The organism is Janthinobacterium sp. TB1-E2, from assembly GCF_036885605.1.
Classification (GTDB): Bacteria; Pseudomonadota; Gammaproteobacteria; order Burkholderiales; family Burkholderiaceae_D; genus Janthinobacterium; species Janthinobacterium aestuarii.
Window position 1 is genome coordinate 2,878,005 of sequence record NZ_CP142523.1, and the last position, 12,985, is coordinate 2,890,989.

Here is a 12,985-nt window from a genome sequence, read left to right on the forward strand (position 1 = left end):
CAACAGTATCGGCTGTTCATGGCGGGGACGCTGTCGAGACTGCCGATGGCGTGGGGTTGAAAAAGCGTCGTTATCTAGATCTTCTGTGTCATGCGTCGATATCCTTGGCAGGGTGGCGCTTGGCATGCCCGCCCCGTTGCGCCCGGTAGATGCCCGCGTGGCCGGAAAACAGGTAGGCCACGACGCAGGCGATGGCCGCGTACACGCCGATTTCGGCGCCGAACAGTTCCATGGCCATCAGGGTCGAGGCGATCGGCGTGTTGGCCGCGCCCGCAAAGACGGCGACAAAGCCGATGGCGGCCAGCAGGGTGACGGGCTGGTGCAACAGCGGGCCCAGCGCATTGCCCAGGGTCGCGCCGATGTAGAACAGGGGCGTCACTTCGCCGCCCTTGAAACCTGTGCCCAGTGAAACAATGGTAAACGCCATCTTGCCGAGAAAATCCCAGGCGGGCAGCGGTTCCTTCAGCGCATCGACGATGGTGGGAATACCCAGGCCGATATACTTGTCCGTGCCGATCAGCCACACGGCGGCAGCGATGATCACGCCGCCGGCCAGCGGACGCAGCGGGGCGTAGGCGATCCAGCGCTTCATCAGGCCGCTCAAACCATGCGTGGCTTGCGCAAACAGTTTACCGGTCACGCCGAACAGCACGCCCGCGATCACCATGGCGCACAAGGTCCAGGCGGAGAGGGCGGGGATCAACGGCACGGCGTAATGCGTATGGTGGACTCCCCACAGCAAGCCCACCTGGTCGGCGATGACGGCGGCAGCCAGGCAGGGCAGCATGGCTTCGTAGCGCAGGCGGCCGATGGCCAGCACCTCCAGGCCGAAGATGGCGCCTGCCAGCGGCGTGCCGAAGACGGAGGCAAAGCCGGCGCTGATGCCGGCCATCAGGATGATGCGGCGGTCTTCGTTGTTCAGGCGGAACAAGCGCGTGAGCTGGTCGGCCAGCGCGCCGCCCATCTGCACGGCCGTGCCCTCGCGTCCGACGGAGGCGCCGAACAGATGCGAGATGACGGTGCCGCCCAGCACCAGCGGCGCCATGCGCAGCGGAATGATTTTTTTCGGGTCGTGGATTTCATCGATCAGGAGGTTGGCGCCGCCTTCGACGCTGCTGCCGTAGCGCAAATACAGCCAGCCGACGGCAAAGCCCGCCACGGGCAGCAGCCAGATCAGCCAGGCGTGCGCCATCCGCGTGCGCGTGGCCCAGTCGAGGGCGAACAGGAAACCGGCCGAAGCCGTGCCGGCCAGCACGGCCACGACCAAGGCCAGCAGCAGCCATTTCAACAGATGCTTTAGTAGATCGGTGAGGGCGCTAAGACGCTGCATCGTGCATCCATTCAAAACTGATGGGTGGGGGATTCCTTACAGGCCCAGTTCCGCCACCAGCACCAGGCCGATGGCGCGCTGTTCGGCCAAAATGGCGCGCAAGTGGTGGGGGCGCGTCTTGACATTCGTCATGACCACGCGCAGCACGTTGGTCGGGCCAGGGTAGCGCGTCGATTCCAGTACCGTGCGCGAGACAAAGCTGTGGCCCTGCGCCTTTTGCCGGTTTTGCAGCTTGGCGTTCAAGGTGTTCAGTTGCTTGTTCAGTTCGGTGGCAGCGTCCACCTTGCCGCCGGCCAGCAAGGCCTCCATGCGCTGGCGCAGGTGCGCGGGCACGTAGCGGTAGGTCAGAATGAAGGTATCGGAGCGCGTGACCAGTTCGAAATCCTGCTGGTCGGCCAATAAATCCTGCAATTGGCCGGACAGGGTGGCCGCCTGCTGCAGCAAGGTCGTGTAGCCGGACACGCCCAGCACCTTGAACGAGGTCCACAGTTTCAAGGCATCGAAGCGGCGCGAGCCTTCCAGCGACGTCTGGCCCAAGTCGCCCGAGTTGTCGCGCAAGATGTAGTTGGCATTGTGCTTGAGCAAGTTCAGGCTGGCGCTATCCTTGAACAGCACCATGCTTTGCGCCATCGGCACCCATAGCAATTTGTGGCCATCGATGACGACGGAGTCTGCCAGCGCAATCCCGTCGTACAACGCGCGGTACTGTTCCGCGATCAAGAGCGCACCGCCCCAGGCCGCATCCACGTGGAACCAGATGCTTTCGCGCGCGGCAATGGCCGCCATCGCGGCCAGCGGGTCGATGGCGCCCGTTTCCGTCGTGCCGGCGATGCCGATCATGGCGACGACTTTGATGTTGCGCAGTTTTAAGTCGGCAATGGTCGCTTCCAGCGCGGCGACGTCGATGCGGTTGTCGCGGTCGACGTCCACCAGCTGCAAGGCGTTTTCGCCGAGGCCCAGGGTCGCCAGCGCTTTTTTCACGGAATAATGGCTGCGCGCCGAGCCGATCACGGCCAGTCCCGCGTAGCCCGATTCCTGCATGGCGGCGAACAGGCCCCGTTTGCGCGTGCCGGGCAGCTGCTGCTCGAGCGCCACGGCCAGCGCCGTCAAGTTGCCCATGGTGCCGCCGTTGATGACATTGCCCAGCGCGCCACTGGTGGCGGCCATGGCCTGCGTGTAGATGGCATCGGGCTGCTGGTAGACCTGGCGGTGCAGCCAGCCGAGGATCTGTTTTTCGATCAGGGTCGACACGTACGCCGTCTCGATCTTGACCTGGTTCTGGTTCAGGGTGGCTGTAAACGCTTCGGCCAGCACGCTGATCCACGGCAGGGCCTGCGTCATGTGGCCGATGTATTGCGGGTGGTTCAGCTGGGCCGTATTGGCCAGCACGGTGGTATCGAGTTCTTGCAGGAAATCCGCCACGGGCATGCCGTGCGCGGGCAGGCAGGTGTCGGACAATTGCGTCAGCAGTTCCGCATACGGCGTGTGCGGATAGGGCGTGTCGCGTTCGGCGGCCAGCCAGCCGCCCAGCATGCCCAGCGCCTGCTGCAGGGGCGCGGGTGCCTGCTGCAGCGCATCGATGGAAAAATGCTGCTGCAGCAGCTGTTCGATAGGGGTATCGGTCATGGCGCGTTGTCTTCTCTACGGATTGCTGGTGCCACGGTGACACAAATGCATCGCGCCCAGGCGGAAGCGGGATTTTACCCGACTCCGCCTGAGCGCATCAGTTTGCTGACTGTCTGTGATCAGAAGTAGTTGAGGCCCAGCGCCGACTTGACTTCATCGGCCGTGCGGGCCGCCACTTCGCGTGCCTTGAACGTGCCTTCCTTCAGCATCTGGATGACTTGCCCCTTGTCCTTGGCGAACTCTTCACGGCGGGCGCGGATCGGTGCCAGCATTTCCTGCAAGACCACGTCCAGGCGTTTCTTGACGATGCTGTCGCCCAGGCCGCCGCGAACGTAATGGGCTTTCATTTCGGCCAGCGCCGCTTTTTCCGGATCGAAGGCGTCCAGGTACGTAAAGGCGATATTGCCTTCCAGGTGGCCCGGGTCTTCCACGCGCAGGTGCAGCGGGTCGGTATAGACTTTTTTCACGGCGGCCGTGATTTCGGTCGAGGTCGCGCCCAGGTTGATGGTATTGCCCAGCGACTTGCTCATCTTCGCCTTGCCGTCGATGCCGGGCAGGCGGCCGATGTCCGGTACTAGCGCCTTGCATTCCATCAGCACTTCGCGGTTGTACATGCGGTTGAAGCGGCGCACGATTTCATTCGTTTGCTCGATCATCGGGATCTGGTCTTCGCCCACGGGCACCACGCCTGCCTTGAAGGCCGTGATGTCGGCCGCCTGGCTGGCAGGGTAGGTCAAAAAGCCCGCTGGAATATCGCGCTCGAAGCCGCGCAGGCGGATTTCTTCCTTGACGGTGGGATTGCGCTCGAGGCGCGCCACGGTGACGATATTCAGGTAGTAAAAGGTCAGCTCGGCCAGTTCCGGGATTTGCGACTGGATGAACACCGTGGTTTTCGTCGGGTCGATGCCGACGGCCAGGTAGTCAAGCGCCACTTCGACAACATTGCGGTGCACCTTGTCGATGTCGTCCATATTGTCCGTCAGCGCCTGCGCGTCGGCCAGCATGATGAATTGCTTGTAGCTGTTCTGGTAGCGGACCCTGTCGCGCAGGCTGCCCACGTAATGGCCCAGATGCAAGGGGCCGGTCGGGCGGTCGCCCGTCAGGATCACGGATTGCGAAGCGATGGCGGCGGGCGACAGCGGTGCTGCCGGTGCGTCATTCTGGTCTTGGGTATCTGGGGTGTTCGGCAAGCTCATCAAGTTTCCTTTTGAGCCGCCTGCATCGGGGATGATCCAGGCTGAGCCTGTTACGCCACCGATCGAGGCGGCGTGGATCTAATTCACATCACTATACAGTGGCCGCGCGAAAGTGAGCGGGACCACCAATTCAAGCAGGCGTGTTGTGAAGGGATAAATTTCATGGCGTTATGGTTGCAGTTTGGGCGCGTTCTGTCAAGTTTGCGGCCCGATTTATCTGCTGTGCTGCGTCAGAGGCTAGCCTACTGTGGAACTTGCTTTCCGGGTATTATTGCCATTCGGCCACTTTTGCGTGGCATGAATCCATTGGAGAACAGTATGCGCGTGTCGTCCCCCGTCCGGCTCACCGGCCTGGCCCTGGTTATCAGTTCCCTGTTTGCTGCGCCCGCGATGGCGCAAACGCCGAAAACGCCGCCCATGACGCCCGATATCGGCGCCAAGCTGGTGATGCCCGACGTGAATGATTACGTCAAGCGCGTGGTGATGATTCCCATGCGCGATGGCGTCAAGCTGTACACGGTCATCGTCGTGCCGAAAGACGCCAAACGGGCGCCTATCATGCTCACGCGGACGCCCTATAACGCTGCCCGCCGCGCCCAGCGCGCCACCAGCGCCAGCATGCTGGCCACCTTGCCGCAAGGCGACGACACCCTGGTGGAAAACGGCTACATCCGCGTATTCCAGGACGTGCGCGGCAAGCATGGCTCGGAAGGCGATTACGTGATGACGCGCCCCGTGCGCGGCCCGCTCAACAATACCAAAGTGGACAATGTCACGGATGCGTGGGATACCATCGACTGGCTGTCGAAGAATATCCCGGAAAGCAATGGCAAGGTGGGCATGCTTGGTTCCTCGTACGAAGGGCATACGGTGCTGATGGCCCTGGTCGACCCGCATCCGGCGTTGAAGGTGGCCATTCCCATGAGCGCCATGGTCGATGGCTGGCGCGGCGACGATTGGTTCCATAACGGCGCCTTCCGCATGCCGAGCTTGTCTTACCTGGCATGGCAGACGAGCGTGCGCGGCAGCGGCGAGGCGCCCGTGCTGGGCGTCTACGACGATTACGAAGCGTATCTGCGCATCGGCTCGGCTGGCGACTTTGCAAAGAAATTCGGCATCGACAAGCTGACGTACACGAAAAAACTGTTCGAACACCCGGCCTACGATAGTTACTGGCAAGAACAGGCGCTCGACAAGATCCTCGCCAAGCGTCCGCTGATCGTGCCCACCATGCACGTGGTGGGACAGTGGGACCAGGAAGACATCTATGGCCCTTACGCCACCTATACGGCGATGGAAGGGCGCGACACGCGCAACAACCTCAATTACCTGGCCATCGGCCCGTGGCGCCACAGCGGCGTCAACTACGAAGGTTCCAGCCTGGGGGCCCTGAAGTTTGACGGCGACACGGCGCGCCAGTTCCGTGAAAAAGTCATGCAACCATTCCTCAATCAATACCTGAAGGATGGCGCGCCGGAAGCGAACACGGCACCCGTCGTGTCGTACCAGAGCGGCACGAACCAGTGGCAGCGCCTGCAGCAGTGGCCGCTGGCCTGCGAGACCTGCGACACCAAGCTGACGCCGATCTATCTGCAGGATGGCTACAAGCTGGGCTTTGCCGCGTCATCGGCCACCGCCGATGCAGCCAGCGGCGCGTTCGATGAATATGTGGCCGATCCGGCGAAACCCGTGCCTTTCGTAACCCGTCCCGTGCGCCTGAACGATGGCGACGTGTGGAAGCCATGGCTGGTCAGCGACCAGCGCGGCTATGCGGACCGTACGGATGTGCTCAGCTATGTCTCGGAACCATTGAAGACGGCCGTGCGCATCGCCGGCGCGCCGATGGTCAACCTGTTTGCCGCCACCAGCGGCACGGATGCCGACTGGGTGGTGAAGCTGATCGACGTGTATCCGGACGAAGTGCCGTCGCAGCCGGCCATGGGCGGCTACCAGCTTGGCGTGGCGATGGACATCTTCCGCGGCCGCTACCGTGACAGCCTCGAACATCCGACCGCGATTCCTGCCGGCAAGATCGAGCGCTACCGTTTTGCCTTGCCGAACGCCAACCATGTGTTCCTGCCCGGCCACCGCATTGCCGTGCAAGTGCAGTCGAGCTGGTTCCCCCTGTACGACCGCAATCCGCAAACCTTCGTGCCGAATATCTTCCTGGCCCAGCCAGGCGATTATAAAAAGGCGACGCAGCGCGTGTACCACGCGGCAGGGGCGGCCAGCGCCATCGAGTTGCCGATCGCGCCGCTCGACGCCCGCTAGGCCATTCGCATGAGCACGGCGCCTGCCGCGATCAGGGCGATAGCCAGATAGCGGCGGGGGCTGATTTTTTCGCGCAGGAACAGGGCCGCAATGGCGATGGCGAACAGGATCGATGTTTCGCGCAGGGCCGCGATGGCGGCCACGGGCGCTTGCGTCATGGCCCACAGGGCCAGGCCGTACGAAGCGAGCGTGCCGAAACCGCCAAAGGCGGCCAGGCGCCATTGCGTTTGCGCATACGCAAGCAAGTCGGCGGGGCGGCGCAACGCTGTCCACAGCAGCAGTCCCGTTCCGTTCAAGACAAAAATCCACATGGTGTAGGCGGCCGGCGCGCCGGACAGGCGCACGCCGATGCCGTCGATCAGGGTATAGCTGGCGATGACGCAGGCGTTGCCCAGCGCAAAGGCCGTGGCGCGGCCCGTGTTTTTCGCGGTGCCAGCCGTGGCGGGCCGGCGCGCGGCAACATACAGGCCGAGGATGCCCGCGCAGATGCAGGCGACGGCGCCCATTTGCATGGCGGACAGGCGCTCGCCGATCAGCGGCCAGCTGGCCAGCGCCACGATGAGCGGCGCGCTGCCGCGCATCAATGGGTAGGCATGGCTCATGTCGCCGGCCTTGTAGGCGGCTGCCAGCAGAGAGTAATAGGCGAGCTGCGCCACGGCCGAGGCGGCCAGCCAGGGCCAGCTGGCGGACGCGGGAGAGGTGACGAAGGGCAGCACGGCCAGCGAGATCAGGGCCGCGCCCACGGAGACAAGCACCGTGCTGAGAAAGGTATCCTTGCCCGACTTGACGATGGCGTTCCAGCTGGCGTGCAGCAGCGCGGCAAACAGGACGATGGCGACGACCAGACCGGACATGCGGGCCTTAGCGGGGGCGTATGCTCTGCGACAACAATTCCTGGCGGTGGTGGCGCTGGAAACCTTCCATCAGGACGCCCGAGCGGCCCGCCTTTTCCAGCAGTTCGCGCAAGGTGGCCTGATCTTCCGTCGTCAGCGACTTGCGCGACAGGTAGGCGCCGCTCATGCCCCACGGCAATTCCGGCAGCGCTTCCAGGCGCAATCGGTCGGCCAGGCCATACACGCGCGCATCGTTTTGCGCCACGCCGGCGAGGATGGTGGGGGCCATGATGGTGGCATCGATGAAGCCGCTTTGCATCAGACGTGCCACGGAGAGCGCGTCGACTTCGTAGAACAGGCGTCCCTGGCTGCTCAATTCCTTGGCCAGTGCCTGGTAGGACACGCCATAGTCGTAGCCGCGCACGAGCGCCACGCGCAATTCGCGCCGGTCGATCAGTTCCTGCATGGTGTTGATGGGTGCGCGCGTGCCCTGCAGCGAGATCAGCAGCGGACGGCTGCCCATCAGCGGGATGAACAGGCCATGCTGGTCGCGCCGCGGCGTGCTGCTGGCCGGGATCAGCAAGTCGGCCTTGCCCGCTTCGAACATCGCTTCCAGGCGCGCGCGGGGCACGGCCGTGAAGACAAAGTTGCAGCCGAGCTTGGCGCCCATGCTGCGCAGCAAGTCTGGATAGATGCCGCTGATCGTGGCGCCACTGACGACCACGCTGGCGCCGATCGCCGAGACGGGCACCTGGATGTCGCGCGAGCATTGCGCGCCCGCCAGGGACGGCAGCGCCAGCGCCAGCATGGCCATGGTTCGGCGCCAGGCGCTGGAATAAAAGTCAGTCATACCCATCCTTGCTTGCCAACGAATGCCGGGCGTCGGTAACGCCCCGCTGATTATCCCATTCTCGCCTATTTATTTCTCGAATGCAATATTACGCCGTCGACTACTTTGTGGTGGAAACCGCAAGTCTGGCCAGGCGCTGCGCCTTGAAGTAGCGCCAGGCCACGAGGATGCCCAGGGTTTGCATGATGGCGCACAGGTAGAAGGTGCTGCCGATGCGCCAGTCCTGCGGCGGCAAATGGCTCACTTCGCCGAGGATCATGCTGCCCAGCAAAGGCATGAGGATGATGCCCAGGCTGCTGATCGATTGCAGGGAGCCCATCAGTTCTCCCTGTTCGCTGGCGTTCGATGATTTCGAGATGATGCCTTGCAGGGCCGGGCCGGCGGCAAAGGCCAGCAGGTTGCACAGGATCAGCGCATACATCATCCAGCCTTGCGTGGCCAGTCCGTACAGCAGGTAGGTGAGGGCGCCCGACGCCATGCCCAGCAGGGATAAGCGCACTTCGCCAAAGCGTTTGATGAGTATGCCCAGCAAGCCCGCCTGCACGACGGCCGCGCACAGGCCCACGCAGAACAGGGCGATGCCGTTCTGGCGCGGCGTCCAGTCGAAGCGGAAGTGCGTGTACAGCACCCACGTGGTGTTGAGCATCATTTGCGCAAACGTCATCAGGCCGAAGGCCAGCACCAGGCCGCGGATCTCCACGCGGCGCACCAGTTTCAGCAGCGCGGCAAACGGGTTGATGCGGGCCAGGGTGAACGGCGCGCGCGGGCCCGGCTGCAGCGATTCGGGCACGCAGAAATAGCCGTAGATGAAATTGGCCGCCGACAGGCCAGCCGCCACGTAAAACGGCAGGCGCAGGTCGATTTCGCCCAGCAGGCCTCCCAGCATGGGCCCGCAAATGAAGCCCAGGCCGAAGGCGGCGCCGATCTTGCCGAAGCTCTTGGCCCGGTTGTCGGGCGTGGAAACGTCGGAGGCATAGGCGGACGCGACCGACATGCTGGCCGACGAGACGCCGCCGATGACCCTGCCGATGAACAGGCAGGCCAGGTTCGGCGCCCAGCCCGTGGCGAGAAAGTTGATGCCCATGCCGGCCATCGAGTACAGCAGCACGGGACGGCGTCCCACGCGGTCGCTGATGGCGCCCAGCATGGGCATGAAGATGAACTGCAGCAAGCCGAAGAGGGCCGCCATGATGCCGTACCAGAACGCCTGGGCATCCTTGCCGTCGACAAAATTGCCGATCAGGATGGGCAGCACGGGCACCACGAGGCCGATGCCCAGCATATCGATGAAGACGCAGACGAGGATGAAATTGAGGTTGCCGGCGCGCGCGGGCGCGGCGGGCGATGACGGGGAATGGCTGTCGGGGCTGGTTTGATCGGACATGCATGCTTTCGGCGCGTTGGTATTGCGCCGGCGTCTTGCAGTTTTCTGCTGACGCGCGGCGCGATAGCTAAGGCTTGCATTATAGATAGCATGCGTGCTGCTGGCTATCGCCACCAGGCTTATGCGCCCATTCCCCATTCGTCAGCGAAGGCGGCGCGGAAATCCGTCAGCACGGCCAGCCGCCGTTCGGCCAGCGCGCGGCCCGCCGCCGTCTGCATCTTGCCGGGCAATTTGTCGAGCTTGGTGACGATATGGTCGAGCGCGTAGGCCTTGTCGTCGAGCGGGCGATGCGCGGCCAGCGGATCCGTGCCGTGCGCGAGCGCGCTATTCATGCGCGCGGCCGTATAGAACAGGCGCGCCAGTCCCACGGCGCCCAGCGCGTCGATGCGGTCGGCGTCCTGCACGATCTGCGCTTCGATCGTGTGCGGCGGCAGGTTGGCGGAAAAACTGTGCGTCTCGATGGCGTGGGCCACGCCGGCCAATTTTTCTGCCGGGAACTCCAGTTCCGCCAACTGGCGGCAAGCCAGCGTTGCCGCCTGGCGCGAGGCCAGATGGCGCTCGGGATGGTTTTTCGGCAAGTTGACCAGGTCGTGCAGGTAGCACGCTGCCATCACGGTGAGGGCGTCGGCCTGCGCATATTCTTCCAGCAGGACGCTGGCATTGCGCCAGACACGGTGCAGATGGTTGATGTCGTGGGCGCTGTCATCGCCCAGGCCGGCCGTGGCCAGCGCCAGCAGACGTGGTTGCCATTGGGAAAGCAAAGAATGCATGGTTCAAAGTCGTAAAAAAGCAGGGGCCGCCAGTGTGGCATAAAACGCCGCCGCGTGGGGCGGGGCGCCCGGCACTTCGGCGTGCCGTATTTGCCACATAAATTGTATTTTTGAAAAGCGCTGGTCAGACGAATGCTCTTTTTTAGTGCATGTAAAATTTACATGGGGTAACATTGCCGCACGGAAATTAGAAGCATAAGCTAATTGCGAGAAAGTATTTGCAAAAACATACAAGTGACAGCCATTCCATCGTGCTTGGCGCGTCACATCCAGGGCTTGCATGCAGCGCGCCCTGGCCTGCGCCCCAGGCGAGTTAACGAAAGGATTATCATGAACACCAATTCCAGCGATACTGGCGCAACCGTTGCCAAGGCTGCCGAATACCTGGCCTTTACCCTGGGCCAGGAAGAATATGGCATCGACATCCAGAAAGTCAGCGAAATCCGCAGCTACGAAACGCCGACCCGCATCGCCAACGCCCCCGAGTTCGTCAAGGGCGTGGTCAACTTGCGCGGCATCATCGTGCCGATCGTCGACATGCGCATCAAGTTCAACCTGGGCACGCCCAGCTATGACCAGTTCACCGTCGTCATCATCCTCAACATCGGCAACCGCGTCGTCGGCATGGTCGTCGACCGCGTTTCCGACGTCACCACCCTGATGCCCGAGCAGATCAAGCCGGCGCCGGACATGGGCCGTTCGATCAACACGGAATACGTGATCGGCCTGGGCACCATCGACGAGCGCATGCTGATCCTGGTCGATATCGACCAGCTGATGTCTAGTGCCGACATGGGCTTGATCGAAAAATTGGCCGCCTGATTTTCCCCCGCCTGTCATTTTGATCGGCTTTGTTGGAAACAATTGACCCCAAGCATTGTTTGCTTTTTCTGCAGGGCGCACGCTAGCGCCTTTCCTGGCGCACGGTTCAGCCGAACCGTGCGCCAGTTTCACTTTGGTTTCACTTTTCATGCCCGCCTTGATAGCGCAGCCACGCAGCGCGTCAATGGATGCCATCAGCCGTTCGGCGCGCTGCATCAGGGCTTTTTAGGATAGTCACATGAATGTATTACGCAACGTCAGCATCGGCGTCCGCCTCGGACTCGGTTTTGCCGTGATCTTGCTGTTTTCCATGCTTATTACCGGCATCAGCGTCTGGCGCCTGCACGACGTGGCCAGTTCCACGCGCGTCATGATGGAGCAGCCGCTGGCCAAGGAGCGCTATATTTCCGACTGGTATGGCCGCATCGACAGCGCCGTGCGCCGTACCATCGCCATTGCCCGCAGCAGCGATACCTCGCTCAGCGGCTATTTCGCCGAAGAATCGAAAGTGTCGTCGTCCAGCTCGGCTGAACTGCAAAAGAAAATCGAGGCGCTGATCGACAAGCCGGAAGAAAAAGCCATGTTCGCGGGCTTGCTGGAACAGCGCAAGGTGTATATCGGTTCGCGCGACCAGGTCTACAAGCTGAAGGGCGAAGCGCAGGTCGATGCCGCCAACGAGGTGTTTGAAAAGACCTTCGTACCGGCCGCCGCCAAGTACCAGAAGATGGTGCTGGACTTGCTGGAACACCAGCGCGCCAGCATCGACACGACGGCGCGCGAGATCGACGCCGTCGCCACTACCAGCCGCAACCTGCTGCTGGTGCTGGCCGTGCTGGCGCTGGGCTTTGGCGTCGTCTGCGCCTGGCTGTTGACGATGGGCATCGTGCGTCCCTTGCGCACGGCCGTGGAGATTGCACGCAAGGTGGCCGATGGCGACTTGACGGCGCAGATCGACGCCAGCGCCAACGATGAAACGGGGCAATTGCTGCAAGCGCTGAAGGACATGAACACGAGCCTGCTCAACATCGTCGGCGAAGTGCGCAGCGGTACGGACAGCATCGCGACCTCGTCGACACAGATTGCCGCAGGTAACCAGGACCTGTCTTCCCGCACGGAAGAGCAGGCCGGTTCGCTGGAAGAAACGGCGTCGTCGATGGAAGAGCTGACCAGTACCGTGAAACAGAATGCGGACAATGCGCGCCAGGCGAACCAGCTGGCGGCATCGGCCGCACAAGTGGCCGTCAAGGGTGGGGAAGTCGTGGCGCAAGTGGTGGGCACGATGGAATCGATCAACGCGTCGTCGAACAAGATCGTCGACATCATTTCCGTCATCGACGGCATCGCTTTCCAGACGAATATCCTGGCGCTGAACGCGGCCGTGGAAGCGGCCCGTGCGGGTGAACAGGGCCGCGGCTTTGCCGTCGTGGCGTCCGAAGTGCGCAACCTGGCCCAGCGTTCAGCTTCTGCCGCGAAAGAGATCAAGACCCTGATCGGCGCTTCTGTGGAGCAAGTCAACGCGGGCAGCATGCTGGTGGCGCAAGCCGGTTCGACCATGACCGATATCGTTGACAGTGTGCAGCGCGTGAGCGACATCATCACGGAAATCACGGCAGCGAGCAGCGAGCAAAGCGTGGGCATCGACGAGATCAACCGCGCCATCGGCCAGATGGATGCCGTCACGCAGCAAAATGCGGCCCTGGTGGAAGAGTCGGCCGCCGCCGCCGAATCGATGCAGCACCAGGCGCATAACCTGGCGCAAGTCGTCAGCGTCTTTAAATTGAATGGCCAGCAGACGCTGAAACGCCCGGCAACTTCGCAAACCGCCTTGCGCATCGGCACACGCTGATGGCGCCGCGGCTGCCCCGTGCAGCCGCTTTCTGCTGTTCCCCTTTTATATAGTCTG

The 12,985-nt window shown here is 62.7% G+C and carries 11 protein-coding genes; 3 read left to right on the top strand and 8 right to left on the bottom strand.

Translation table 11 applies throughout. From position 1 onward, the window contains the following. Window positions 1-88: 88 nt before the first annotated feature. The 3 genes from OPV09_RS13100 to trpS all read right to left on the bottom strand — a co-directional run bounded on the left by OPV09_RS13100 (window position 89) and on the right by trpS (window position 4,152). On the bottom strand, window positions 89-1,330 hold the full coding sequence (locus OPV09_RS13100) for a voltage-gated chloride channel family protein (RefSeq protein ID WP_338682036.1): 1,242 nt from the start codon (window positions 1,328-1,330) through the stop codon (window positions 89-91). A gap of 36 nt (window positions 1,331-1,366) precedes the next feature. After that, entirely contained in the window at window positions 1,367-2,956 is a 1,590-nt protein-coding gene (locus OPV09_RS13105) for a pyridoxal-dependent decarboxylase (protein ID WP_338682037.1), read from the bottom strand. Window positions 2,957-3,075: 119 nt separating this feature from the next. After that, the gene (gene trpS, locus OPV09_RS13110; RefSeq protein ID WP_338682038.1) at window positions 3,076-4,152 is read right to left on the bottom strand and encodes a tryptophan--tRNA ligase; all 1,077 of its coding nucleotides are present in this window, start codon (window positions 4,150-4,152) and stop codon (window positions 3,076-3,078) included. A 318-nt stretch (window positions 4,153-4,470) separates the two neighbouring features. On the opposite strand from trpS, the gene OPV09_RS13115 reads away from it, so the two are divergent. After that, on the top strand, window positions 4,471-6,423 hold the full coding sequence (locus tag OPV09_RS13115; protein ID WP_338682039.1) for a CocE/NonD family hydrolase: 1,953 nt from the start codon (window positions 4,471-4,473) through the stop codon (window positions 6,421-6,423). On the opposite strand, the gene OPV09_RS13120 is transcribed toward OPV09_RS13115, so the two are convergent. The 5 genes from OPV09_RS13120 to OPV09_RS13140 all read right to left on the bottom strand — a co-directional run bounded on the left by OPV09_RS13120 (window position 6,420) and on the right by OPV09_RS13140 (window position 10,542). Then, on the bottom strand, window positions 6,420-7,277 hold the full coding sequence (locus OPV09_RS13120; protein WP_338682041.1) for a DMT family transporter: 858 nt from the start codon (window positions 7,275-7,277) through the stop codon (window positions 6,420-6,422). The two genes, OPV09_RS13115 and OPV09_RS13120, sit on opposite strands and share 4 nt — an antisense overlap. Before the next feature lie 7 nt (window positions 7,278-7,284). Next, the gene (locus tag OPV09_RS13125) at window positions 7,285-8,106 is read right to left on the bottom strand and encodes a substrate-binding periplasmic protein (protein ID WP_072454011.1); all 822 of its coding nucleotides are present in this window, start codon (window positions 8,104-8,106) and stop codon (window positions 7,285-7,287) included. 100 nt (window positions 8,107-8,206) lie between these two features. Next, the gene (locus OPV09_RS13130; protein ID WP_070303117.1) at window positions 8,207-9,490 is read right to left on the bottom strand and encodes a TCR/Tet family MFS transporter; all 1,284 of its coding nucleotides are present in this window, start codon (window positions 9,488-9,490) and stop codon (window positions 8,207-8,209) included. A gap of 119 nt (window positions 9,491-9,609) precedes the next feature. Then, a complete protein-coding gene (locus OPV09_RS13135; protein ID WP_338682045.1) occupies window positions 9,610-10,260 on the bottom strand; it encodes an HD domain-containing protein in 651 nt (216 codons plus the stop codon). 3 nt (window positions 10,261-10,263) lie between these two features. Next, window positions 10,264-10,542, bottom strand: coding sequence for a hypothetical protein (locus tag OPV09_RS13140; RefSeq protein ID WP_338682047.1), 279 nt, complete (start codon window positions 10,540-10,542; stop codon window positions 10,264-10,266). Window positions 10,543-10,590: 48 nt separating this feature from the next. Here OPV09_RS13140 and OPV09_RS13145 point away from each other — a divergent pair, with 48 nt between their 5' ends. Both OPV09_RS13145 and OPV09_RS13150 read left to right on the top strand, forming a co-directional pair. Beyond that, window positions 10,591-11,082 carry a chemotaxis protein CheW gene (locus tag OPV09_RS13145; protein WP_034752308.1) on the top strand — a complete coding sequence of 164 codons (492 nt, stop codon included), beginning with the start codon at window positions 10,591-10,593 and terminating at the stop codon, window positions 11,080-11,082. Between the two features lie 238 nt (window positions 11,083-11,320). Beyond that, a complete protein-coding gene (locus tag OPV09_RS13150) occupies window positions 11,321-12,928 on the top strand; it encodes a methyl-accepting chemotaxis protein (protein ID WP_338682048.1) in 1,608 nt (535 codons plus the stop codon). Window positions 12,929-12,985 lie beyond the last annotated feature (57 nt).

What these genes read in the sequence shown, in the direction of transcription:
- OPV09_RS13140 (WP_338682047.1), bottom strand. Translation starts at nt 10,542, where the DNA reads ATGCAAGCCCTGGATGTGACGCGCCAAGCACGATGGAATGGCTGTCAC.
- OPV09_RS13150 (WP_338682048.1), top strand. Translation starts at nt 11,321, where the DNA reads ATGAATGTATTACGCAACGTCAGCATCGGCGTCCGCCTCGGACTCGGT.
- OPV09_RS13105 (WP_338682037.1), bottom strand. Translation starts at nt 2,956, where the DNA reads ATGACCGATACCCCTATCGAACAGCTGCTGCAGCAGCATTTTTCCATC.
- OPV09_RS13120 (WP_338682041.1), bottom strand. Translation starts at nt 7,277, where the DNA reads ATGTCCGGTCTGGTCGTCGCCATCGTCCTGTTTGCCGCGCTGCTGCAC.
- OPV09_RS13115 (WP_338682039.1), top strand. Translation starts at nt 4,471, where the DNA reads ATGCGCGTGTCGTCCCCCGTCCGGCTCACCGGCCTGGCCCTGGTTATC.
- OPV09_RS13145 (WP_034752308.1), top strand. Translation starts at nt 10,591, where the DNA reads ATGAACACCAATTCCAGCGATACTGGCGCAACCGTTGCCAAGGCTGCC.
- OPV09_RS13135 (WP_338682045.1), bottom strand. Translation starts at nt 10,260, where the DNA reads ATGCATTCTTTGCTTTCCCAATGGCAACCACGTCTGCTGGCGCTGGCC.
- OPV09_RS13125 (WP_072454011.1), bottom strand. Translation starts at nt 8,106, where the DNA reads ATGACTGACTTTTATTCCAGCGCCTGGCGCCGAACCATGGCCATGCTG.
- trpS (WP_338682038.1), bottom strand. Translation starts at nt 4,152, where the DNA reads ATGAGCTTGCCGAACACCCCAGATACCCAAGACCAGAATGACGCACCG.
- OPV09_RS13130 (WP_070303117.1), bottom strand. Translation starts at nt 9,490, where the DNA reads ATGTCCGATCAAACCAGCCCCGACAGCCATTCCCCGTCATCGCCCGCC.
- OPV09_RS13100 (WP_338682036.1), bottom strand. Translation starts at nt 1,330, where the DNA reads ATGCAGCGTCTTAGCGCCCTCACCGATCTACTAAAGCATCTGTTGAAA.